Annotated in this window: 23 protein-coding genes, 1 tRNA gene and 1 other RNA gene; 18 read left to right on the top strand and 7 right to left on the bottom strand. The window is 38.4% G+C overall.

What is annotated here, in order from left to right:
- Nucleotides 1-1,431, top strand: a complete 1,431-nt coding sequence (gene der, locus FIT63_RS04185; RefSeq protein ID WP_140006692.1) for a ribosome biogenesis GTPase Der — start codon at nucleotides 1-3, stop codon at nucleotides 1,429-1,431.
- Here the strand turns inward: der and FIT63_RS04180 are convergent.
- Nucleotides 1,428-2,228: an outer membrane protein assembly factor BamD gene (locus FIT63_RS04180; RefSeq protein WP_140006691.1), complete on the bottom strand. Its 801-nt coding sequence runs from the start codon at nucleotides 2,226-2,228 to the stop codon at nucleotides 1,428-1,430. The genes der and FIT63_RS04180 overlap by 4 nt on opposite strands.
- 42 nt (nucleotides 2,229-2,270) lie before the next feature.
- Here FIT63_RS04180 and rluD point away from each other — a divergent pair, with 42 nt between their 5' ends.
- The 15 genes from rluD (at nucleotide 2,271) to FIT63_RS04110 (ending at nucleotide 16,463) form a co-directional block, all read left to right on the top strand.
- Nucleotides 2,271-3,317, top strand: a complete 1,047-nt coding sequence (rluD, locus tag FIT63_RS04175; RefSeq protein ID WP_140006690.1) for a 23S rRNA pseudouridine(1911/1915/1917) synthase RluD — start codon at nucleotides 2,271-2,273, stop codon at nucleotides 3,315-3,317.
- Nucleotides 3,289-4,044, top strand: coding sequence for a peptidoglycan editing factor PgeF (gene pgeF / locus FIT63_RS04170; protein WP_223259876.1), 756 nt, complete (start codon nucleotides 3,289-3,291; stop codon nucleotides 4,042-4,044). The genes rluD and pgeF overlap by 29 nt, the downstream gene beginning before the upstream one ends.
- Before the next feature lie 61 nt (nucleotides 4,045-4,105).
- A complete protein-coding gene (locus FIT63_RS04165) occupies nucleotides 4,106-4,903 on the top strand; it encodes a ZIP family metal transporter (RefSeq protein WP_140006689.1) in 798 nt (265 codons plus the stop codon).
- On the top strand, nucleotides 4,903-6,222 hold the full coding sequence (rimO, locus tag FIT63_RS04160) for a 30S ribosomal protein S12 methylthiotransferase RimO (protein WP_140006688.1): 1,320 nt from the start codon (nucleotides 4,903-4,905) through the stop codon (nucleotides 6,220-6,222). The genes FIT63_RS04165 and rimO overlap by 1 nt, the downstream gene beginning before the upstream one ends.
- 12 nt (nucleotides 6,223-6,234) lie before the next feature.
- A complete protein-coding gene (gene gltX, locus FIT63_RS04155; RefSeq protein ID WP_140006687.1) occupies nucleotides 6,235-7,626 on the top strand; it encodes a glutamate--tRNA ligase in 1,392 nt (463 codons plus the stop codon).
- Between the two features lie 18 nt (nucleotides 7,627-7,644).
- Nucleotides 7,645-7,881 carry an RNA chaperone Hfq gene (hfq, locus tag FIT63_RS04150; RefSeq protein WP_046488257.1) on the top strand — a complete coding sequence of 79 codons (237 nt, stop codon included), beginning with the start codon at nucleotides 7,645-7,647 and terminating at the stop codon, nucleotides 7,879-7,881.
- On the top strand, nucleotides 7,881-9,002 hold the full coding sequence (hflX, locus tag FIT63_RS04145; RefSeq protein WP_140006686.1) for a GTPase HflX: 1,122 nt from the start codon (nucleotides 7,881-7,883) through the stop codon (nucleotides 9,000-9,002). Before hfq ends, hflX begins: the two co-directional genes overlap by 1 nt.
- Nucleotides 9,003-9,033: 31 nt before the next feature.
- A complete protein-coding gene (gene hflK / locus FIT63_RS04140) occupies nucleotides 9,034-10,236 on the top strand; it encodes an FtsH protease activity modulator HflK (RefSeq protein WP_140006685.1) in 1,203 nt (400 codons plus the stop codon).
- A 5-nt stretch (nucleotides 10,237-10,241) separates the two neighbouring features.
- Nucleotides 10,242-11,117: a protease modulator HflC gene (hflC, locus tag FIT63_RS04135; protein ID WP_140006684.1), complete on the top strand. Its 876-nt coding sequence runs from the start codon at nucleotides 10,242-10,244 to the stop codon at nucleotides 11,115-11,117.
- A 2-nt stretch (nucleotides 11,118-11,119) separates the two neighbouring features.
- Nucleotides 11,120-11,305 (top strand): DUF2065 domain-containing protein, encoded by a 186-nt coding sequence (locus FIT63_RS04130; protein WP_140006683.1) that lies wholly within the window; start codon nucleotides 11,120-11,122, stop codon nucleotides 11,303-11,305.
- Nucleotides 11,306-11,308: 3 nt separating this feature from the next.
- The gene (locus tag FIT63_RS06840) at nucleotides 11,309-12,460 is read left to right on the top strand and encodes an ATP phosphoribosyltransferase regulatory subunit (RefSeq protein ID WP_189342260.1); all 1,152 of its coding nucleotides are present in this window, start codon (nucleotides 11,309-11,311) and stop codon (nucleotides 12,458-12,460) included.
- A 6-nt stretch (nucleotides 12,461-12,466) separates the two neighbouring features.
- Nucleotides 12,467-13,780 carry an adenylosuccinate synthase gene (locus tag FIT63_RS06835; protein WP_189342259.1) on the top strand — a complete coding sequence of 438 codons (1,314 nt, stop codon included), beginning with the start codon at nucleotides 12,467-12,469 and terminating at the stop codon, nucleotides 13,778-13,780.
- A 6-nt stretch (nucleotides 13,781-13,786) separates the two neighbouring features.
- Nucleotides 13,787-15,121, top strand: a complete 1,335-nt coding sequence (locus tag FIT63_RS04120) for a TRZ/ATZ family hydrolase (protein WP_140006682.1) — start codon at nucleotides 13,787-13,789, stop codon at nucleotides 15,119-15,121.
- A complete protein-coding gene (gene ubiG, locus FIT63_RS04115) occupies nucleotides 15,091-15,810 on the top strand; it encodes a bifunctional 2-polyprenyl-6-hydroxyphenol methylase/3-demethylubiquinol 3-O-methyltransferase UbiG (RefSeq protein WP_140006681.1) in 720 nt (239 codons plus the stop codon). The genes FIT63_RS04120 and ubiG overlap by 31 nt, the downstream gene beginning before the upstream one ends.
- Nucleotides 15,810-16,463, top strand: a complete 654-nt coding sequence (locus tag FIT63_RS04110; protein WP_140006680.1) for an HAD family hydrolase — start codon at nucleotides 15,810-15,812, stop codon at nucleotides 16,461-16,463. The genes ubiG and FIT63_RS04110 overlap by 1 nt, the downstream gene beginning before the upstream one ends.
- Here the strand turns inward: FIT63_RS04110 and recR are convergent.
- The 6 genes from recR to adh all read right to left on the bottom strand — a co-directional run bounded on the left by recR (nucleotide 16,453) and on the right by adh (nucleotide 21,141).
- Nucleotides 16,453-17,055 (bottom strand): recombination mediator RecR, encoded by a 603-nt coding sequence (gene recR / locus FIT63_RS04105; protein ID WP_140006679.1) that lies wholly within the window; start codon nucleotides 17,053-17,055, stop codon nucleotides 16,453-16,455. The two genes, FIT63_RS04110 and recR, sit on opposite strands and share 11 nt — an antisense overlap.
- Before the next feature lie 9 nt (nucleotides 17,056-17,064).
- Entirely contained in the window at nucleotides 17,065-17,373 is a 309-nt protein-coding gene (locus FIT63_RS04100) for a YbaB/EbfC family nucleoid-associated protein (RefSeq protein WP_028818091.1), read from the bottom strand.
- Nucleotides 17,374-17,384: 11 nt separating this feature from the next.
- Complete coding sequence (dnaX, locus tag FIT63_RS04095; RefSeq protein WP_140006678.1) at nucleotides 17,385-19,022, bottom strand: DNA polymerase III subunit gamma/tau; 1,638 nt, start codon at nucleotides 19,020-19,022, stop codon at nucleotides 17,385-17,387.
- A 29-nt stretch (nucleotides 19,023-19,051) separates the two neighbouring features.
- Nucleotides 19,052-19,149, bottom strand: an RNA gene (gene ffs / locus FIT63_RS04090) — signal recognition particle sRNA small type.
- Between the two features lie 30 nt (nucleotides 19,150-19,179).
- Nucleotides 19,180-19,566: a DUF779 domain-containing protein gene (locus FIT63_RS04085; protein ID WP_140006677.1), complete on the bottom strand. Its 387-nt coding sequence runs from the start codon at nucleotides 19,564-19,566 to the stop codon at nucleotides 19,180-19,182.
- A gap of 54 nt (nucleotides 19,567-19,620) precedes the next feature.
- Entirely contained in the window at nucleotides 19,621-21,141 is a 1,521-nt protein-coding gene (gene adh / locus FIT63_RS04080; protein WP_140006676.1) for an aldehyde dehydrogenase, read from the bottom strand.
- Between the two features lie 205 nt (nucleotides 21,142-21,346).
- Between adh and FIT63_RS04075 the strand changes: the two genes are divergently transcribed.
- Both FIT63_RS04075 and FIT63_RS04070 read left to right on the top strand, forming a co-directional pair.
- Nucleotides 21,347-21,437, top strand: a tRNA-Ser gene (locus FIT63_RS04075).
- Between the two features lie 418 nt (nucleotides 21,438-21,855).
- Complete coding sequence (locus FIT63_RS04070; RefSeq protein WP_140006675.1) at nucleotides 21,856-22,224, top strand: P27 family phage terminase small subunit; 369 nt, start codon at nucleotides 21,856-21,858, stop codon at nucleotides 22,222-22,224.
- The last annotated feature ends 3 nt before the right edge of the window (nucleotides 22,225-22,227 follow it).

Raw genomic sequence — 22,227 nt, 5'->3', positions numbered from 1 at the left:
ATGTTACCCACCATAGCACTTGTGGGCCGACCTAACGTTGGCAAATCCACTTTATTTAATCGTTTAACTAAATCTCGTGATGCGTTAGTGGCAGATCTTCCAGGTCTAACACGCGATCGCCATTATGGACGAGGCTTAGGCGGTGACATGCCGTATATTATTATTGATACCGGCGGTTTTGAGCCTTTAATTGAAAAAGGCATTCAAAAAGAAATGGCAAAACAAACACTGCTCGCCATTGATGAAGCCGATATTGTTTTTTTTATTGTGGATGGACGTCAAGGTGTGACTCCACATGATCGCGTCATTGCTGAACTGTTACGTAAAATGAATCGTAATATTTATCTCCTTGTGAATAAAACAGAAGGCATGCAAAGAGGTATTGCAACAGCTGAATTTTTTGAGTTAGGCTTAGGCGACCCCTTAGGTATTTCATCAGCACACGGTGAAGGTGTGCGTGACATGATTCAGATCGCATTAGAGCCTTTTAAAAAAGAAGATATTGAATCACTTGAAGTTAATCAAAAGGTTCCGAAGATCGCCATTGTGGGCCGCCCTAATGTCGGTAAATCAACCTTGGTGAATGCATTTTTAGGTGAAGATCGCGTCATTGCTTTTGATGAACCTGGTACGACGCGCGATTCTATTGAAATTGAAATTGAACGCAATGATAAAAATTATATACTTATTGATACAGCAGGCATTCGCAAGAAAGGTAGAGTCTTTGAAGCGGTAGAAAAATTTTCTGTGATTAAAACTTTGCAAGCCATTGAAGAAGCGAATGTAGCCATCTTGGTGGTAGATGCGGAGGAGGGTATCACTGAGCAAGATGCGCACGTAGGAGCTTATATTTTAGAGGCTGGACGTGCACTTGTGGTTGCTATTAATAAATGGGACCGATTAAAAGAAGATGAAAGAGACATTGTAAAACAAGATATTCAGCGTAAATTACAATTTTTAAAATTTGCAGAATTTCAATATGTATCAGCCTTAAAGAAAAAAGGCCTCACTGAGATTTTAAAATCAGTCGATGAAGCTTATCGTGGTGCTTTTATTAAAATGTCGACACCTAAATTAACACGTGTCCTCATAGATACATTGCAACAGCATCAGCCACCTATCTCAAAAGGTATTCGACCTAAATTACGTTACGCTCATCAAGGTGGATCTAACCCGCCCGTGATTGTCATTCATGGTAATCATGTGAATGCGATTAAAGATAGTTATATGCGCTTTTTAGAAGGTGCTTTTAGACAAGCATTTCAAATTATTGGCACACCCTTAAGAGTTCAATTTAAGCAAGGTGAGAACCCTTATCTTGATGAAGAAAAAAGAAAACCGAAAGAGGGTGTTGTATCGATGCGTCGTCGTAAGAATGCACTTCGTAAAAAACTCACAGATAAAAATAAACTAGAAGCAAAAAAACGCTAGTCTTTATCCCAGAATTTCCACCAGTCTTGTTTCTTAGTACCTTGACCTTTGGTGAACATAGAGCTATCTGGATAATTTTGTTTTAGAATTCTTAAATTATCTTCTTTTAAATCATTCATATCTAAATTGTCATAAGCGCTAATTATAATCACAAGTGCTTCCTCAACAAAATTAGAATCAGGGTAAGATTCAATCACATACTTAGCACGGTTTAATGCCGCGACATAAGCTTTAACTTTCATATAATGACGTGCCACATGAAGCTCATGATCAGCCAGTTTATTTTTTAAATAAATCATGCGTTCTGTCGCATCTTTTCCGTAGCGCGTATTGGGATAGAGCGTCAGTAAATCTTTAAAGGCAAGAAAAGATTGTCTTAAGACTTTGGGATCACGATCGCTGATATCTTGAAAGGTAGCTTTTTCAATTAAGCCACGTTGTTTGAAGTAGGCTACGCCTTTTAAATAATAGGCATAATCTAGATTAGGATGATTAGGGTGTATTTTAATGAATCGCTCAACAGATGAAACGCACTGCGCTGCATCTTCTTGCTTGTAATAGGCGTATGCCATATCAAGCTTAGCTTGAGCGCCGTATTTACTATTAGGGTAGCGTGATTCTAATTTTTTTAAATATTCGACAGATTTTTTATAATTCTTATTAGTCATTTCTTCAGATGCTTTTTCATAAATGCGTGCAGCTGACAAACCTTTGGTATCGTCAAGCTCAGTAGGTGGGCCGAAAATGGCACAAGCTTGAAGAAAAAGCATCATAATAACAACTATACCAATACGCATACGAACCTTTAACTATAAAAACATACGAAGAATTATAGCATTATGAATCATGATGAAAGATTATTGATAGTCCCGGATAGTCACTCTGGTTTAAGGGTGGATGTGGCTTTGCAGCAACTTTTGCCAGAATTTTCACGCTCAAAATTACAAGAATGGATTAAAGATGAATTCGTACTTGTGAATCAATCCTATGTGTCTGTGAAACACAAGGTTTACGCAGGCGATGAAATTAAAGTGATCGTCCAATCAAATCCAGAAAACAATGCATTTTTACCTGAAGCGATTCCGCTTAATATTATTTTTGAAGATGAGACATTGCTTGTGATTAATAAACGGGCTGGCATGGTCGTTCATCCAGCAATTGGTAATTGGTCCGGCACTTTACTTAACGCACTGCTTCATCATATGCCAGAGATCGCACACATACCTCGCTGCGGTATTGTTCATCGATTGGATAAAGAAACGAGCGGTCTTTTAGTCGTTGCTAAGACCTTGAATGCACAAACACATTTGGTGCAACAACTTCAAGCAAGAACAGTAAAGAGAGAATATCGAGCGATCGTGTGGGGGCAGCTTTGGAAAAATGGCAAGGTGGATCAGCCCATCGGCCGGCATCCATCCATTCGAACGCGCATGGCTATTCATTTATCCGGTAGGCCAGCCGTTACGCATTATGAGATTTTAGAACGATTTGGAGTTCACACTTATCTCAGATGCAATCTTGAAACAGGTCGTACACATCAAATTCGTGTGCATATGCAATATTTAAAAGCACCTATAGTGGGTGACCCCGTCTATGGCTTAAAAAGTATTATGCCGATTAAATCCATGAGTGATGAATTACGTCAACATGTCTTAAGTTTTAATCGTCAAGCACTTCATGCCATTCGCTTAGGACTGATTCATCCATTAAGTGGTGAAGCGATGGAATGGTCGATTGATTTACCAGATGATATGAAAGCTTTACTTGAAATCATTCGCGCTGAGCAATTAGGTGAAACAGAGCCTATAGAAGATTTAAGTTTTGATGATTATCTTGATGAGGTAAATGATGATATCGATGACGACATGCTGGAGGATGATGATTAATTTTTTTATACCTAACTGGCCAGCGCCTCAACATATTAAAACTATTCAAACTCTAAGAGTTGGGGGAAATAGCGAAGGCAAATATAACAGTTTTAATTTAGCCACACATGTGAATGATGACATTATTTCTGTTCATTTGAATCGCGACCTACTTAATCAATTTTTACCTAACTCTCCTCATTGGCTTAACCAAACGCATAGTGCAGATGTGATCAAAATCCCATCACCCGCATTTAATGCAGATGCCTCTTATACAACAGAAAAAAATACAGTATGTGTTGTTCAGACAGCTGATTGTTTACCTTTATTAGTGACAAATACTGAGGGGACGATAGTGGCTTCTATTCATGCAGGGTGGCGGGGTCTTTTAAGTGGTGTGATTGAAAATGCCATTGAGAAGATGAATGTCTCACCCAATGAATTACTCGTATGGTTAGGGCCTGCAATCAGCCGACAGCATTTTGAAGTAGGCTTTGATGTGAAAAATAGCTTTTGCGAAAAACATAGCGAGGCTGAAAAAGCTTTTCATTTGATCTCAGAACAAAAATGGTTAGCAGATATTTACGCGCTTGCTAAAATAAGGCTCAATCTATGTGGTATCAAACAAATATATGGTGGCAGTGTGTCGGATAATTATTGCACTTTTGCCAATGAAGTTGATTATTTTTCATATAGACGTGATGGCATCACTGGTAGGATGGCTTCCCTAATTTGGATCGATTCATAAAGACATCCAATCATTTCAAGTTTCGTTATAATACTTAATCCTGCCACCATACTTTAACTTCATGCACACACTTCTTTGGATTCTATTTTCTTGCTTTATTGGGGGTTTATTAAGTGTCACGGCTGCAGCCCTTGTGACCATGAATACCAGAACGCACCTTGTTTCGCATTTAGTGAGTTACGCCGTGGGTGCTATGTTAGGTGCAGTTTTCTTAGAAATATTGCCCCATGCTTTTAAGCTCACAAATAATATAGAAGCGACAACCTTTGTCGTGTTATTCGGTATTCTTTTATTTTTTGTGCTTGAAAAATTACTATTGTGGCGTCACTGTCATGGCGATCATTGTGAAGTGCATGATATGCATCAAGAAAGTCATACTTCTAAAGATCATCAACATACCCATGATGCAGGACGAAGCGGTAGCATGATTATGGTGGGTGACTTATTTCATAATTTTGTCGATGGTATCTTAGTTGGCTCAGCGTTTATGGTGAGTACCAGCTTAGGTATCGTGACAGCGTTAGCGATTATTGCGCACGAGATCCCTCAAGAAGTAGGTAATTTTTTAATTCTCCTTAATTCAGGCTATAAGAAGAAAGAAGCATTTATTTTTAATCTTCTCGCGAGTTTTGCTACGGTGTTAGGCGGACTTCTCGCTTATTTCATTTTGGAATCCATGATTGATTGGGTGCCTTTTATTTTAGCGCTCGCAGCATCCAGCATGATTTATGTATCGATCGCAGATTTGATACCAGGCCTTCATAAAAAAACTGAATTACGTTCGACTGTATTTCAAGTCGCACTCATCGTATTGGGTGTTGCATCTGTGGCTCTCACGCAACTGATTGTTGAAGGCTAATGGCATCACATACTCCTAGAGTCGGTTTTGTATCATTAGGTTGCCCTAAAGCCGGTTCAGATTCCGAAAGAATATTGACGCAATTACGTGCAGAAGGTTATGACATCTCCAATTCCTATCAAGATGCTGATCTAGTTGTAGTTAACACTTGTGGTTTTATTGATTCAGCTGTCAAAGAGTCCATGGACGCCATAGGGGAAGCCGTTAAAAAAAATGGCAAAGTGATTGTGACAGGTTGTTTGGGAGCAAAAAAAGACATCATTGAAAAAGAGTATCCAAATTTACTCGCCATCACAGGACCGCACGCATTAAATGAAGTGATGTCAGCCGTGCATACCCACCTAGAAAAACCACATGATCCTTTTAGTGATTTAGTGCCCCCTCAAGGCATCCGTTTAACACCTAAACACTATGCCTATTTAAAAATTTCAGAAGGCTGCAATCATCGATGTTCATTTTGTATTATTCCATCCATGCGTGGAGATCTTGTAAGCCGTTCGATTGATGATGTGATGACGGAAGCCGAAACACTAGTCAGTAGCGGCGTATCGGAAATTTTGGTGATTTCACAAGATACAAGTGCTTATGGCGTGGATATCAAATATCGAAGTGGTTTTTGGAATGGCCGTCCCATTAAAACTAAACTGTATGATTTAGCCGAAGCCCTAGGATCTTTAGGTGTGTGGATCAGAATGCATTATGTGTATCCTTATCCTAATGTCGATGACATTATTCCTCTCATGAGCGAAGGTTCGATTTTGCCTTATCTTGATGTACCTTTTCAACATGCAAGTCCTCGAATTTTAAAACTCATGAAGCGACCTGCAAGTTCGGAAAATAATCTTTTGCGAATCAACAAATGGAGAGAAGTGTGTCCCGATATCACGATACGTAGTACTTTTATTGTAGGTTTTCCTGGGGAAACAGAATCTGAATTTGAAGCGCTGTTAGATTTTCTTGAAGAGGCTCAATTAGATCGCGTGGGTTGTTTTAAATATTCGCCTGTCGATGGTGCGAGTGCTAATCTTTTAGAAGGACATGTTCCTGAAGAAATTAAAGAAGAACGATTACAAAAATTTATGGAAACGCAAGCACGCATCAGCCATAAAAAACTTCAAGCTAAAGTGGGTCAAATATTAACTGTTTTAGTCGATAGCCATGATGGTGATTATGCGATTGCAAGATCGATGGCAGACGCACCTGATATTGATGGCAAAGTTTTCTTACGTGATGGTAAGCTTTTGAAGCCAGGTGATTTTGTCGATGTTAAAATTGAATCTTATGATCAACATGATTTATTTGCAGGCCCTAATGTTTAAGAAAAAATATCTATGACCGTTGTCACACGTTTTGCTCCGAGCCCCACAGGCTACCTTCATATTGGAGGCGCGAGAACCGCATTATTCTCTTGGGCTTATGCCAAAAAGCATCAAGGCCAATTTATCTTACGTATTGAAGATACTGATTTAGAAAGATCTACCCCTGAAGCAGTGAAAGCCATTATGGATGGTATGACATGGCTTCACCTTGATTACGATCAAGGCCCTATATACCAAACAAAACGTATGGCAACTTATAAAACATACATTGATCAATTGATTAAAGAAGATAAAGCCTATCTTTGTTACTCATCCAAAGAAGAATTAGAAATTTTACGTGAGTCACAAATGAAAGCCGGCTTAAAGCCAAAGTATGATGGGAAGTGGCGGCCTGAATCTGGAAAAAGTTTACCCCCAACTCCTGAGAACATTCAACCGGTAGTTCGTTTTAGAAATCCAGTATCAGGTGTTGTAACATGGCATGATTTAGTCAAAGGTGAGATCACAATTGCGAATGAGGAACTCGATGATCTTGTCATTGCAAGGGGAGACGGTACACCGACCTATAATTTTTGTGTGGTGATTGATGATTGGGAAATGAAAGTCACACACGTCATTCGAGGTGATGATCATATTAACAATACACCACGCCAAATTAATCTCTTAAAAGCTTTGAATGCAACCATTCCAGCATACGCCCATCTATCGATGATTTTGGGTTCTGATGGTCAAAAGCTTTCTAAAAGACATGGGGCTGTCAGTGTGATGCAATATTTTGATCAAGGTTATTTACCTGAGTCGATTCTGAATTATTTAGCTCGTCTTGGATGGAGTCATGGCGATGATGAAATTTTTAGTATGGCTGATTTTTGTCAATGGTTCGATTTAGACCATATCACTTCATCATCTGCACAATTTAATACAGAAAAATTAGATTGGCTTAATAGCCATTATATCAAAACATTGCCACATGAGCGTATAGCTGCGGCAATAGAACCCTATTTAAAAGAAGTAGTGCATTCACCAATCGATCCTAGCCTTTTAATAAAGGCAATCGATATTCATCGCGAACGTGCAAATCATTTAACAAGTCTTGCGCGTGATATTGCTTATATTTTTGAATATCAAAAACCAAATCAGCAAGATTTTGAAAAGCATATTAATGATGAAGCATTAAAGCTTATCAAATCCTTTCAAGCCGCTCTAATTAAGATTGATTGGACGAAAGAAGCCATTCATAATGTGATGAATGACATGGTGATCCTACATGCAATTAAATTTCCAAAACTTGCGATGCCACTTCGAGTGCTTTTAACAGGTATTGCACAATCACCTAGTATTGATGTTGTGATGGAGATCTTAGGGCGCGATGAAACGATGAAACGTTTGAATCTTTACTTATAACTATATTTGGAATCCTCTATGGAAAAAAAGACGACACATTTACAAGATGAGTTTTTAAATCAACTCAGAAAAGAACATGTATCAGTATCTATTTATTTAATGAATGGTATTAAATTACAAGGCAACATTGAGTCATTCGATCAATACGCTATTTTATTAAAAAATACTGTGAGTCAATTAGTCTATAAACATGCTATCTCAACGATTGTACCTATGCGTAATGTCAACATAGAGCCACCAGCAGACGATGATTGATGTTTGAACGTCCGAACGAAGGAAAGTCCGCCTGTGTAATCAGTATTAACTTTGGTGATAACGATTTCGAAGAGAGTGTCGAAGAAATTAAAGAGCTCGTATTAAGTGCTGACATGAAAATTGTCAGCACAGTGAATATTAAGAGATCAGCACCCGACCCCAAGTATTTTTTGGGCTCAGGAAAAGCTGAAGAAGTGAAGTTTATGATTCAAGAGTCAAAAGCCGACACCGTAATTTTTAACCATAACCTCAGCCCCTCCCAAGAGCGAAACTTAGAAAAATATTTTAGTACGCGAATCTTTGATCGTACCGCACTCATCTTATTAATTTTTGCAAAGCGCGCTAAAAGTCACGAAGGTAAACTTCAAGTCGAATTAGCGCAGCTTGATCACTTATCGACAAGACTGATTAAAGGCTGGAGTCACTTAGAAAGACAAAAAGGGGGTATTGGTGTAAGAGGAGGCCCCGGTGAAAAGCAATTGGAACTTGATCGCCGGATGTTAAAACTTCGCATTAAGCAGTTGAAAGAAAAATTAGATAAATTAAAACGACAACGCACTATGCAGCGAAAAAAAAGGAGCCGTTCGGGCGCCCTTAATATTTCGATTGTCGGTTATACCAATGCGGGTAAATCGACACTCTTTAACCAGTTGACTCATGCAAATGCGTTAGCCATGAATCAACTCTTTGCAACACTTGACACCACCTCCCGAAAACTTTTTATTGAAGACGGCGTGGAATGTGTGATATCAGACACAGTGGGTTTTATTAAGGCACTTCCTACGACGTTGATTGAGGCGTTCAAATCTACCCTTGAAGAGTCAAGAGAGGCTGATTTACTCCTTCATGTCGTCAATATGGCCAACCCCAATCATCACGAACAAGTTAAGGCGGTGAATAAGATCCTAGAGGAGATTAAAGCCGCGTCAATACCACAAATTCTCGTTTTAAATCAGATTGATAGACTCGATATAAAGGCAAATCACGAAAAAGATGAATATGGTAGAATTTCGACTATTCAGTTATCTGCAAAGACAGGTGAGGGTATTGAACTTTTAAAAGAGGCCATCCTCCAACTAGTTGTCGCAAAGCAGTCAGCTGAAACCGAAATATTTGAATAAAACCCCCTTAACTATTAAATAGAATAAATTTATGGCAAAAACCCCCGGGCAAAATAATAACCAAGGAGAAGGACCTCCTGATCTAGACGAGCTTTTGAGTGATTTAAAAAAGAAAATAGGTCGTATTTTTGGTAAACAAGAAACAGACCAAAAAACGTCTAAGCCTAGCGGAGGCAATCCGACACCCAATTCAACGAGCGATCAACTTCCTATTGTCCCCATTCTACTGATTGTAGTATTGATTTGGGTAGCTACAGGCTTTTATATCGTAGACCAAGGTTCACGTGGTGTTGTTTTAAGGTTCGGTAAAAATACAGAAGTGACTATGCCAGGACCGCGCTGGCATATTCCATTTCCGATCGAGTCAGCTGAGGTGGTTAACCTTGAACAAGTGCGCACCATTGAAGTAGGTTACCGTTCCGCTGGTGATGCTGATGCTAGATCAAAAGAAGTGAGAGAGTCATTAATGTTAACGGATGATGAAAATATTATTGACCTCCAATTTGCCGTGCAATACAACTTAAAATCAGTTGAAGATTTTTTATTTAATAATCGTTCAGCAGAATCTTCAGTAAGAGGTGCTGCTGAAACTGCTATTCGTGAAATCGTCGGTAAAAGCAAAATGGATTTTGCATTATATGAAGGTCGCGAAGAGATTGCTGTCAAAGCAAAAAAACTCATGCAAGAAATTTTGGATCGATACAATACGGGGATCAATGTGACAAGTGTCACCATGCAAAATGCGCAGCCGCCAGAGCAGGTTCAAGCTTCATTTGATGATGCTGTTAAAGCTAAGCAAGACTTAGAGCGACAAAAAAATGAAGGTCAAGCTTATGCCAATGACATCATCCCAAAAGCTAAAGGTACAGCTTCAAGACTCACAGCAGAAGCGCAAGGCTATCGTTTAAAGGTTGAAAATGAGGCGAAGGGTAACGCGAGTCGTTTTGAACAAATATTAACGCAATATAATCGGGCACCAGAAGTTATGCGTGATCGACTTTATATCGAAGCACAAGAGCAAATATTATCTAACGTTTCTAAGGTATTTATCGATCAAAAAAATTCAAATAATTTGCTCTATTTGCCTTTAGATAAACTGATTCAGCAAGCAACACCTGAAACATTATCACCGAGGGTAGATGTCACCCCTCAAGTTGATATGAATCAGTCTTCGATGCAAAACTTAGAACGAACGCGAGATGTATTTAAATCAAGAGATCGGGAAACGAGATAAAGAATATGAAAAATATTACATACCTATTGGTGAGTTTTTTAGCAGGCATCGTGATTTTATCAATGTCTACTTTTACAGTTGACCAAAGAGAGTACGCCATTGTATTTCGCTTAGGTGAAATCATATCCATCAAAAAAGAACCAGGACTTTATTTCAAAACACCGCTTATTGAAAATGTGCGATTTTTTGATAATCGAATTTTGACACTTAACTATCAAGAGCCTGATCGTTTTATCACGAGCGAAAAGAAAAATGTACTTGTAGACTCGTTCATTAAATGGAAAATTGTCGATCCTGCAAAATACTATGTCTCTGTGAATGGTGATGAAGTGCAAGCTGAGAGAAGAATTTCTCAAACAGTGAATGATGGATTGCGCGCAGAGTTTGGTAAAAGGACTATTCATGATGTCGTATCAGGCGAACGTGGAGAAATTATGCAAATTCTCACAGATCGTGCTGATCGAGATTTGCGTTCGCTGGGTATTCAAATTTTAGATGTGCGCTTAAGGCGAGTGGACCTCCCTAAAGAGGTGAGTGAGTCCGTTTATCAGCGTATGAATGCTGAGCGTAACTCTGTTGCCAATGAATTGCGCTCACAAGGTTTTGCAGCGTCAGAAAAAATTCGTGCCGATGCAGAGAAGCAACGTGATGTCATCATTGCTGAAGCCTACAAGGAAGCACAGAAAGTAAAGGGTGATGGAGATGCAAAAGCCTCAGAAATCTACGCTAATGCCTATGCTAAGAACCCTGAATTTTATGCTTTTTACCGAAGTATTGAAGCTTACAAGAAGAGCTTTAAAGATAAAGCAGATGTGTTGGTCTTAGACCCAACTTCAGATTTTTTAAAGTACATGCGCAGCTCTAAAAAGAAAAAAGACTAGTCATGAAAAATTGGCTTTTTTCATCCTTTGGCCTAATGTTGATACTAGAAGGACTCATGCCCTTATGTTTTCCAGAAGGTTGGCGTGAAACTTTTAGAAAGCTAATTAAAATGAAATCTGGCCAGATTCGCTTTATGGGTTTGATATCTTTTTTATTAGGATTAATTATTTTATTATTAGGTCGCTAATTGATGAATCAATGGACGCTCCCAGATTATGTTGAAGATATGCTTCCTGATGAAGCAGTCTATCTTGAGTTATTAAGACGCTCTATTATTGATCTCTATCAAGCCCATGGTTATTTTTATGTCATTCCTCCTATGCTGGAATACATTGAATCTTTAAATGGCAATGGCCAGGACATGGATCTGGATACATTTAAAGTGGTCGATCAGTTAACAGGAAGACTTATGGGTGTTCGTGCTGATATAACACCTCAGGTCGCTCGCATCGATGCACACCTTATTCAAAATGATGAAGTCACAAGATTATCTTACGCAGGCTCGGTTTTAAGAACGAAGCCAGCCAGCTTTTTACAGTCAAGAGAGCCGTTCCAAATTGGGGCTGAGCTCTATGGATTCAAAGGTATTGAAGCTGATCTTGAAATTCAAACACTTCTGATTAAAACACTCAGTACTATCGGTATTCAAAACCCAGTATTTGATTTTAATCATCTTGATATTTTTACGTCCTTAATTGCATCATCCAATATGGCACGTGACCAACTTGATCGTTTGTATCAAGCGATGCAGAAAAAAGATAAATCAGAAGTGATTGATCTTACCAAATCTATCGACAAAAAAAATCGTGATGCATTAATTGCATTAGTAAGCCTTTATGGTGATGCCAATATTTTAAAAGAAGCTGAAAAAGTATTGCCGCAAGATAACGCTATTAAAAGTGCGCTGAAATTTTTGAATGAAATTGATAAGTCTTTAAAAAACAATCAGATTAAAGTGTCATATGACTTAAGTGACATTCGTGGCTACCAATATCATAATGGTTTGGTATTTTCAGTGTATGCAGATCAATGCTATTCGCCTATTGCATTAGGTGGGCGCTATGACAATATTGGCGCATCATTCGGACGTAACCGCCCAGCCACAGGTTTCACGATGGATTTGAAAAATATCGTCACTTTATTTCCTAATGGTAAAAAAGCGAAAGCCATTTTAGCTCCTCAAGGTAGCGATAGCGGATTACAAAATGCGATTGAGTCATTGCGTCAACAAGGCGAAATTGTCGCGATTGATTTATTTGGCCATATGAATGCGATACAGAATAATTGTGATCGCATATTGACTCAAGATGCTAGCAAAGCGTGGAAAGTTAAAACGGTTTAATTGAAGATGGCAAAAAATTTAGTAGTTATTGGCACGCAATGGGGCGATGAAGGTAAAGGTAAAATTGTCGATTGGTTAACAGATCACGCAGAAGGCGTTGTTCGTTTTCAGGGTGGTCATAATGCAGGTCACACCTTAGTCATTGGCCAAGGCTCAAACCAAAAAGAATACAAACTTAATTTAGTTCCTTCAGGCATTATTCGTAAAAATGTAGATTGCTTCATTGGCAATGGTGTCGTACTTGATATTGAGCATTTGCTTCACGAAATTAAAACACTTGAAGCTGATGGTATTGAAGTCAAAAGTCGTTTATTTGTAAGTCCAGGCTGCCCTTTAATCCTAAAGCATCACGTAGCACTTGACCAAGGTCGAGAAGCCATGCGTGAAGCTAAAATTGGTACCACAGGTAAAGGTATTGGCCCGGCTTATGAAGACAAGGTGGCTCGTCGATCGCTCCGCGTTTACGATTTGCTTAATCCAGATAATTTTAAAAATAAACTTGTAGAAGTCATGGATTACCATAACTTTGTGTTGCAACATTACTTAAAAAAAGATCCGATTGATGTTATTCAGCAGTTTGATCTTTCGATGTCGCATGCAGAAAAAATAAAACCATATCTTGCTGATGTTTCACAAAAACTTTATGAGGCAAATGCTAAAAATAAGAATTTACTATTCGAAGGTGCGCAAGGTTCACTGCTAGACATTGATCATGGGACTTACCCTTATGTCACTTCGTCCAATTGTGTATCGGGCCAGGCAGCAGCAGGTGCTGGCGTGGGTCCACATATGTTGCATTATATTTTAGGTATTACAAAAGCTTATACGACGCGTGTCGGTGGCGGGCCTTTTCCGAGTGAGCTTGATATTGAAACCCAAGGGACACCGGGATATCAAATGTCAACGAAAGGAAAAGAAATTGGTACGGTGACTAAAAGAAAAAGGCGTTGTGGTTGGTTTGATGCAGCTGCATTAAAACGCTCTGCTATGATTAATAGCCTTACGGGTTTATGTATTACGAAACTAGATGTTTTAGACGGCATTAAAAAAATTGGTATATGTGTAGGCTATGAATTAGATGGTAAAAAAATTGATCTTCTTCCTTTAGGTGCAGATCAAGTGGAGCGTTGTAAACCTATTTTTATTGAAGTGGATGGTTGGGATGAGAGCACCTTCGGTATTAAATCGATGAATGATCTTCCTAAAAATGCGCAGCTTTACCTCAAGACATTAGAAAAATTATGCGAAGTACCTATTCATGTCGTATCGACTGGTCCTGAGCGTGACGAAACGATCGTCCTTAAACATCCCTTCGAGTAATAACTTATGACAGATACGCGTATCCACCCTGTCAGTACGATTATTTCAGCCAAATGGATTTGTCCTGTTAGACCGCAAAATACAGTGCTCGAGGATCATTCGATCATTATTGATGAGGATCGAATCATCGATATTATTGAGACAAAAAAAGTAGCTTCACTTTATCAGAGCAATCAACACTTTCAACTGCATCACCATATTGTTACCCCTGGTCTTATTAATGCACATACGCATGCTGCTATGAATTTATTTCGAGGTTTCGCAGACGATCAGCCACTTCATACATGGCTTAATGACTCTATTTGGCCGCTTGAAAAAAAATGGGTCACACCGGATTTTGTTTATGACGGCACATTGATAGCGTGCGCTGAAATGCTAAAAAGTGGTGTGACTACGTTTAATGAAATGTACTTTTATCCTGAAGCAGCATCGCGCGCTATTAAACAAAGTGGTATGCGAGCTAACATCGGTCTTTTTGTGATGGATTATCCCTCTAATTACGCAAATGATGGAGAGGATTATCTAATGAAAGGGCTTGAAGCCAGAGATGGTTGGCGTGATGAAAGTCGAATTACATCAAGCTTAGCCCCGCATGCACCATACTCAGTCTCAGATAAAACCTTAAATCAAGTTTTAACTTATGCTAACCAACTCAATCTCACTATTCATATGCATATCCATGAAACAGAAAATGAAATTAGTGAGAGCTTAAAACAATATCAAATAAGACCCATTGAGAGACTCAATCGTCTTGGTATCATAAGCCCACAATTTATGGCAGTGCATGCTGTTTATTTGAACGATGAAGATTTAAGCACACTTTCAAAAGAATCTGCATCGGTCATTCATTGCCCGACATCCAATTTAAAATTAGGAAGTGGTATCGCTAATATTGAAGCGTTACAAAAAAACCATATTAATGTATGTATTGGTACAGATGGAAGTGCAAGCAATAATAAGCAAGACGTATTGCATGATATGCAATTAGCATCTTTGCTTGCTAAAGGCATGACAAAAAATCCTGCGATCCTTGATGCTAAAACATCTTTAGACATGGTCACTATTAATGCTGCAAAAGCACTTGGACTTGAAGATTGTATTGGGTCGATTGAAAAAGGAAAGTTTGCAGATTTGACGGTATTTAATATGGATCACTTATCTACATTACCTATGTTCGACCCTATGAGTCATTTAGTTTATGCAACTACGCGAGAAGAGGTCAGTCATGTGTGGGTGAATGGTTTATTGCAGTATGAAGAAGAACACTTAACATCCATTGATATTCAATCATGTAAGGATATAGCGCTCAGATGGCAACTCAAGCTAAAACAAAACATATAAACGTTTCGGAAGAAGAAATCGCTAAATTTAATGAGCTCGCTCACAAATGGTGGGATAAAACGAGTGAATTTAAACCACTTCACGATATCAATCCTCTCCGTCTTAATTTTATCCATGAAAAAATTAATTTAAAGGATAAAAAAGTGCTCGATGTAGGTTGCGGAGGGGGCATTCTTTCTGAATCTATGGCAAATTTGGGTGCGGATGTCACAGGAATTGATATGGGTGAGAAAGTGATCAACATTGCAAAACTCCATGCACTGCAAACAAAGATAGATATTAATTATCAATGCACTTCTCTAGAAGCTTTTACTTCAAAACATAAGCCTATTTTTGATGTGATTACATGTATGGAAATGCTAGAGCATGTGCCAGAACCTTCAGCTGTTGTGGCATTATGCGCGAAACTTTTAAAACCAGGCGGCACACTTTTTATGTCGACCATTAATCGCAATATAAAGGCTTATTTATTTGCAGTGATTGGTGCTGAATATATTCTGAATTTATTACCGCGCGGCACACATGATTACGAAAAATTTATTAAACCCTCTGAACTCATTTCCTGGTGTCGAAAAGAAGATCTAGCGGTTGTTACCTTAAAAGGTATGACTTATAACCCAATCACAGATGTGTATAAATTGGGCGATGATGTTTCGGTTAATTATCTTCTTGAAGTCACAAAAGATTAATGATGAAAGCTGTTCTTTTTGATTTAGATGGTACTTTGATTGATAGTGCACCGCAACTTGTAGGAGCGCTTAATCAATTAAGAAAACAGTATGATTTACCCCCCATTCCTTTTTTAGTAGGACGACCTTTTGCTTCACATGGTGCGGCAGGTTTACTGAAAGCTGGGTTTAACATGGATAAAAACGATCCTCTTTTTTATGCGCGTGTTCAAGAATTCCTAGATATCTATAAAGAAGTATTTAATCAAAATATACAATGCATGGAAGGTATTGAAGAATTGATTAATACTTTAAACCTTAGAAAAATTTCCTGGGGTATTGTGACGAATAAAGCTAGGAAGTTTGCGCAGCCAATTGTATCTTCTCATCCGCTTTTAAAACATACATCATGTCTTATTGCAGGAGATGACGTTAAGTTACCAAAACCTTCACCCGAAGGTCTTATGAAAGCCTCACAGCTTCTTTCAATAAAACCATCTGACATTATTTATTTAGGTGATGATAAGCGTGATGTTATGGCAGCAAACGATGCAAGCATGGTTAGTATGGCGGCGCGATACGGATATTTAGAAGCAGGGGATGATGCAAAATCCTGGGGCGCTCAACATATCATTGATAAGCCATCTGATCTTTTAACTTATCTCAGTCTTTAATTATTTTACGTTCAATCATAGCTTGGGCAAGCGTCCCGCTATCTACATATTCAATTTCACCACCCATAGGTAAGCCTCTTGCTATTCGACTTAATCGAATACCGCGCGCTTTAAGAAGTTCAGTAACATAATGGGCAGTAGCATCTCCGCTCACCGTAAAATTATTCGCTAAGATCACTTCTTTAACGATTCCAGCATCAAGACGTTTTAAAAGTCTGTCTAAATGGATATCTTTCGGACCAATACCATCTAAAGGCGAGAGTTTACCCATTAAAATAAAATACATGCCGTTATAAGAGTGCGTTTGTTCTAACATCATAAGATCACTTGGCATTTCGATCACACAAAGAATTGAGGCGTCTCGATCTTTGGATGAGCAAAGTGAGCAAATTACTTCTTCAGAAAAGTTATTGCAATAGGAGCAATGTCCAACTAATTCGATTGCGTTAGCAATAGCGCTTGAGAGTTGCGCTGCACCTTTTCTATTGTGCTGCAGAAGATGGTAAGCCATACGCAGAGCTGATTTAGGGCCAATCCCAGGTAAGCACCTTAGTGCATCGACAAGCTGTTCGAGTGCTTCAGTATTTTTCATGCAATCAAGTTAGAAAGGTAACTTCATACCAGGAGGCAACATATTGCCCATCTTGGCATTAGTGGTTTGTTCAATTTTTTGTAATGCATCTTTAAAAGCTACAATGAGAAGGTCTTCTAACATTTCATGATCATTCATGACAGATGGATCGATCGATATTTTTTTAATTTGATGTTTGCAAGAAATAGCAATTTTAACAAGGCCATTACTTGCTAAGCCTTCTACATCAATAAGCCCAAGTTCATCTTGTGCTTTTTGCATATTAGCCTGCATCATTTGTGCTTGTTTCATTAAGTTACCCATGCCGCCCTTCATCATACGATGACTCCTTATGTAGTTTGATTAGGTTTAATGCTCGATGGAATAATTTCAGCATTAAATTCAGTAAGTAGTGATTTTACGAATTGATCTTGAAGAATAGAATTCTCAGTATCCTTCATAATAATTGATCGTTCTTCTTGCTTTTGTTTGAGCGGCGAATTATTTGCACCTTTTTGTAAGATCACAAGTTTAATTCGTTGACTAAAGTGATCAGACAAGCTCAATTCTAATTTTTTTTGGTAGGTTTCATTGAGCAGATGCTTGTGCTCATCCGCAATCGACAAGATTATTTCGTTATTTTTAAAACTGACCAGTTCAGACTGCTGGGCAAGCGCTTTGACTAAGCCTAGTTTTAGCTGGTCAACAAGCTCACGCCAATTACCATTGAATGCAGGTATTTCTTTTAAAATGCTTTCATCAACCTGATGATCTACTTCAATTTTTTTTTTAATTTCAGAGGCTTCAGAGGATACGTCGTTTGACTTTACGATAGTTTCTATTTTGTTTGTGCTATTCACTGGTTCAGTTTTTGCCGGCGTTGAATTTTTTGCAATCAGTGAATCTTGCGGGGTAAAAGAAAGCATTCTAAGAATGGTCATCGTGAAGCCTGCATATTCATCTGGCGCTAGATAAAGATCACGTCGACCTAATATGGTAATTTGGTAAAAAAGTTGTAGTTGTTCTGCACTTATCTTTTTGGTTAATGCGATGACCTGATCGCGATCAAGGTATGAGGCCTCCAAGCTATCTGGTATGGCTTGCGTCACACTAATTGTTTGAATAAGGTTTGCAAGGTCATTGAGCGCTGCATCAAAAGATAGATTTCTTTCATCCATTTGTTTCGCTATCTCAATGGCTTTATGACCATCTTGATCAATGACCGCATGCACTAAATTAAATAAGTAAGATTGGTCTATAGCACCTAACATTTTTTTAATCGTAGCTTCTTCTATTGTGCCGCCGCAATAAGCAATACCTTGATCAAGAATTGATAATGCATCGCGCATACTTCCATTCGCAGATTTGGCAATTAAATAAATTGCATTGATTTCATAGTTAATTGCTTCTTCATTTAATATTTTTTCCATATATTCTGAAATAGAAGCAGACGGCATTTGTTTTAAATTAAATTGTAGGCATCTAGATAAGACAGTGACAGGGACCTTTTGCGGATCAGTAGTCGCTAAAATAAATTTTACATGTTCAGGTGGCTCTTCTAATGTTTTAAGCATCGCATTGAATGCACTTTTTGAAAGCATATGGACTTCATCGATGATGTAGATTTTAAATTGCCCTTGCGTTGGAGCATATTGAGCGTTATCCAGAAGATCTCTCATATTATCGACTTGCGTATTAGATGCTGCATCGACTTCAATAAGATCTACGTAGCGGCCTTGATCGATCTCGGTACATGCGGAACATGTGCCACAAGGTGTCGAACTAATACCTTTTTTGCAATTTAGTGCTTTGGTTAGAATTCGGGCTAATGTAGTTTTACCGACACCGCGTGTGCCTGTAAAAAGGTAAGCATGATGTAGTCTTTTTTGATCAAGTGCATTTTTGAGTGCTTGCACAACATGCGCTTGACCGACAAGCGTATCAAACGAACGGGGACGATATTTGCGTGCAAGAACTTGATAGCTCATGAATAATTTTTAACCAATCCAATTTAATAAGAGGCGAGCCAGACCCCCGGCACTTGTTTCTTTAGTTGTGGCTGCTTGCTTCCGCATCTGACCAGGTTGGCTAAATTACAATGCGGGGAGGCCCGCCAGTATTTATTTTAACCTAAGGGAACGCCTTTTACCCGCAATGTTTAACAGGATGTTGGCTTAAATAGACCCATTCTTCATCGCTATATAAACGCGACCGAATAATAAAGCGCATACCTGTTCCATTCTCTAGTGAAAACTGCCCACCATTACCTGGGATGGCATCGAGCGTTAGATGTGTGTGTTCCCAGTAGGAGAATTGACTGGCACCCATATAGAAATGAATGCCATGCGTCATACCTACCTCAACATCAGAGCCGCCTAAATAAAATTCACCTTTGGGATAGCACATAGGTGCGCTCCCATCACAACAGCCCCCTGATTGATGAAATATGATTTCACCGTATTTTTCTTTTAAAGAATCAATCAGCGTGTCTGCAGCTTCAGTTGTATCTATGCGTGTAAAAGTTTTTTCCATAAAAAAGAAAGGCAAGACTTTAAGCCTTGCCTTTGGTTTTAGTTAATTTAAATCTTAAAAGAAACCAAGTTTATTTTCACTGTAGCTCACTAAAAGATTCTTAGTTTGTTGGTAGTGATCAAGCATCATCTTGTGTGTTTCGCGACCGATACCTGATTGTTTATAACCACCAAATGCTGCATGTGCAGGATAAGCGTGGTAGCAATTAGTCCATACACGACCTGCTTGAATACCTTTGCCCATTCTAAAGGCGCGATTGCCGTTACGTGTCCACACACCTGAGCCTAAGCCATATAGCGTATCGTTTGCAATTTCAAGCGCTTCATCTTCATCTTTAAATGTTGTGACTGAAACGACAGGTCCAAAAATTTCCTCTTGGAAAATACGCATTTTGTTATGACCTTTAAATACAGTAGGTTCAATGTAATATCCTTCTGCAAGTTCACCACTTAATTTTTTACGGTTACCGCCGATGAGAATTTGAGCACCTTCTTCTTGACCAATCTTCATATAAGACATAATTTTTTCAACTTGCTCACTCGATGCTTGCGCGCCAATCATGGTTGCCATATCAAGAGGATTATCTTGTTTGATAGCTGCAACACGTTTGAGTGCGCGTTCCATAAATTTATCATAAATAGATTCTTGGATTAAAGCGCGTGAAGGGCAGGTGCATACTTCACCTTGATTAAGCGCAAACATTGTAAAGCCCTCAAGAGCTTTATCAAGGAAGTTGTCGTCTTTATCCATCACATCTTCAAAGAAGATGTTAGGTGATTTACCACCAAGCTCTAAAGTTACTGGAATAAGATTTTGTGATGCATATTGCATAATTAAGCGACCTGTAGATGTTTCGCCTGTAAATGCAATTTTTGCAATACGTGGTGAACTTGCAAGTGGTTTACCAGCTTCCAAGCCAAAACCATTCACAATATTTAATACACCAGGCGGAATAAGATGACCGACTAATTCGAGCACGACTAGAAGTGATACAGGTGTTTGTTCTGCGGGCTTAATTACTACACAATTACCTGCAGCAATCGCAGGTGCTAACTTCCAAGCCGCCATAAGAATAGGGAAGTTCCAAGGAATAATTTGTCCGACAACACCTAAAGGCTCATGAAAATGATAAGCCATTGTCTCGTGATCAATTTCACCGATACTACCTTCTTGCGCTCTTACACAACTTGCAAAGTATCTAAAGTGATCAATAGCAAGAGGAATGTCAGCGTAAGTTGTTTCACGGAGAGGTTTACCGTTATCAATCGTTTCAGCAATCGCAATTGTTGAAAGATTTTTTTCCATGATATCTGCAACTTGCATCAATATATTTGCACGGTCAGTAGGGCTCTTTTTAGCCCAGCCATCTTTAGCTGCATGAGCTGCATCTAGTGCCAAATTAATATCTTTTTCATTTGATCGTGCAACTTCACAAAATACTTTGCCAGTAACTGGTGAAATATTTTCAAAGTATTTGCCGTCTACTGGAGGTACAAATTTGCCACCAATATAATTGTCATATTTGGCCTTAAATGGATGTTTTACTCCAAGATTATTTAATGTTTCTAAGCCCATAAATCGCCCCTAAGTTAATAGTTAATTAATAATAAATGCTATATAAATCAATAAGTTATGAAATTATTAAAACGGATGTACTGCGGTAGACGTACGGTAAATAAATTCAATAGAACAACCTTAATACGAGTAAGCACTTTAATCAAGAGAGAAAAGATGATTCTTAAAGCTAAGTAAGTCATAAGTTATAATGCCGACTCTTTTCGGAAGGGTGGATGAGCGGTTTAAGTCGCACGCCTGGAAAGCGTGTTTAGGTGAATAACCTAACGCGGGTTCGAATCCCGCCTCTTCCGCCATATTTCAAAGAAGTTTAAGCTTTGGGATCAAAGACTGGGTTAATGTTCCCACAATTATTTCCATAGCAATGGTTATGCTTCATTTAACTTAACGGGATTATATTAGGTAGAATTTTTATGCAGATCTTAGAGGACTTTTTGAAATGGATTTTAAAGATTAATTTGATAGATATTTCTATTATTATTTTTATTCTTATCAATGCAGGTCTTATAATTTTTTTTATTATAAAAGGCATTAAAGCTATAAAGAAGATGTATAAAAAAGATAGTTTGAAAAAATAGAAGGTTTGTCAAGTTTCGGAGTTATAAAAAGTAAGAAAAAATAACAACTTATTTCTTTGCCACTTATAAGCTATAAGCATAGACTATTTTTTCCACGTGATATCTAGCTGGAAAAAAGATACCAATTGCATGTTGGTTGCATGACCCTGATAGTTTTAATAAAGAACAATTCTACAAAGAAACTATCGAGTTTTTATTTGCAATATATAGCAATGCCGCAGATATCGATAAACACCTCTTAGCAATGCTTGCAGATACCCTAGAAACCTATATTGAGTACAAAAAGGTGCTTGATAGAGAAGGGTATGTCATTGAGTTTAACGATGGCAAAACCCTCGGCACAAATCCTCTTTATAAGACTATGGATAATGCTGTAAGTATCTATATATCTATTACAAACGAGCTACAAATTAGCCTTAAAGCTAGATTGGAAAATGGGGCTAAAGAACCCTTGGAGATGGATAAAAAATTTGCCTATTTAATGAAAGGGCCAAATGTAAAATAACTT

It is taken from the genome of Candidatus Methylopumilus planktonicus (assembly GCF_006364715.1).
Taxonomy (GTDB): domain Bacteria; phylum Pseudomonadota; class Gammaproteobacteria; order Burkholderiales; family Methylophilaceae; genus Methylopumilus; species Methylopumilus planktonicus_A.
Note: the sequence above shows the minus strand (reverse complement) of the source record. Positions and strands in the feature narration are given on the sequence as shown.

Excerpts from the sequence above, each read along its gene's own strand:
- der (WP_140006692.1), top strand. The coding sequence starts at position 1 with ATGTTACCCACCATAGCACTTGTGGGCCGACCTAACGTTGGCAAATCC.
- FIT63_RS04180 (WP_140006691.1), bottom strand. The coding sequence starts at position 2,228 with ATGCGTATTGGTATAGTTGTTATTATGATGCTTTTTCTTCAAGCTTGT.
- rluD (WP_140006690.1), top strand. The coding sequence starts at position 2,271 with ATGAATCATGATGAAAGATTATTGATAGTCCCGGATAGTCACTCTGGT.
- pgeF (WP_223259876.1), top strand. The coding sequence starts at position 3,289 with ATGACGACATGCTGGAGGATGATGATTAATTTTTTTATACCTAACTGG.
- FIT63_RS04165 (WP_140006689.1), top strand. The coding sequence starts at position 4,106 with ATGCACACACTTCTTTGGATTCTATTTTCTTGCTTTATTGGGGGTTTA.
- rimO (WP_140006688.1), top strand. The coding sequence starts at position 4,903 with ATGGCATCACATACTCCTAGAGTCGGTTTTGTATCATTAGGTTGCCCT.
- gltX (WP_140006687.1), top strand. The coding sequence starts at position 6,235 with ATGACCGTTGTCACACGTTTTGCTCCGAGCCCCACAGGCTACCTTCAT.
- hfq (WP_046488257.1), top strand. The coding sequence starts at position 7,645 with ATGGAAAAAAAGACGACACATTTACAAGATGAGTTTTTAAATCAACTC.
- hflX (WP_140006686.1), top strand. The coding sequence starts at position 7,881 with ATGTTTGAACGTCCGAACGAAGGAAAGTCCGCCTGTGTAATCAGTATT.
- hflK (WP_140006685.1), top strand. The coding sequence starts at position 9,034 with ATGGCAAAAACCCCCGGGCAAAATAATAACCAAGGAGAAGGACCTCCT.
- hflC (WP_140006684.1), top strand. The coding sequence starts at position 10,242 with ATGAAAAATATTACATACCTATTGGTGAGTTTTTTAGCAGGCATCGTG.
- FIT63_RS04130 (WP_140006683.1), top strand. The coding sequence starts at position 11,120 with ATGAAAAATTGGCTTTTTTCATCCTTTGGCCTAATGTTGATACTAGAA.
- FIT63_RS06840 (WP_189342260.1), top strand. The coding sequence starts at position 11,309 with ATGAATCAATGGACGCTCCCAGATTATGTTGAAGATATGCTTCCTGAT.
- FIT63_RS06835 (WP_189342259.1), top strand. The coding sequence starts at position 12,467 with ATGGCAAAAAATTTAGTAGTTATTGGCACGCAATGGGGCGATGAAGGT.
- FIT63_RS04120 (WP_140006682.1), top strand. The coding sequence starts at position 13,787 with ATGACAGATACGCGTATCCACCCTGTCAGTACGATTATTTCAGCCAAA.
- ubiG (WP_140006681.1), top strand. The coding sequence starts at position 15,091 with ATGGCAACTCAAGCTAAAACAAAACATATAAACGTTTCGGAAGAAGAA.
- FIT63_RS04110 (WP_140006680.1), top strand. The coding sequence starts at position 15,810 with ATGATGAAAGCTGTTCTTTTTGATTTAGATGGTACTTTGATTGATAGT.
- recR (WP_140006679.1), bottom strand. The coding sequence starts at position 17,055 with ATGAAAAATACTGAAGCACTCGAACAGCTTGTCGATGCACTAAGGTGC.
- FIT63_RS04100 (WP_028818091.1), bottom strand. The coding sequence starts at position 17,373 with ATGATGAAGGGCGGCATGGGTAACTTAATGAAACAAGCACAAATGATG.
- dnaX (WP_140006678.1), bottom strand. The coding sequence starts at position 19,022 with ATGAGCTATCAAGTTCTTGCACGCAAATATCGTCCCCGTTCGTTTGAT.
- FIT63_RS04085 (WP_140006677.1), bottom strand. The coding sequence starts at position 19,566 with ATGGAAAAAACTTTTACACGCATAGATACAACTGAAGCTGCAGACACG.
- adh (WP_140006676.1), bottom strand. The coding sequence starts at position 21,141 with ATGGGCTTAGAAACATTAAATAATCTTGGAGTAAAACATCCATTTAAG.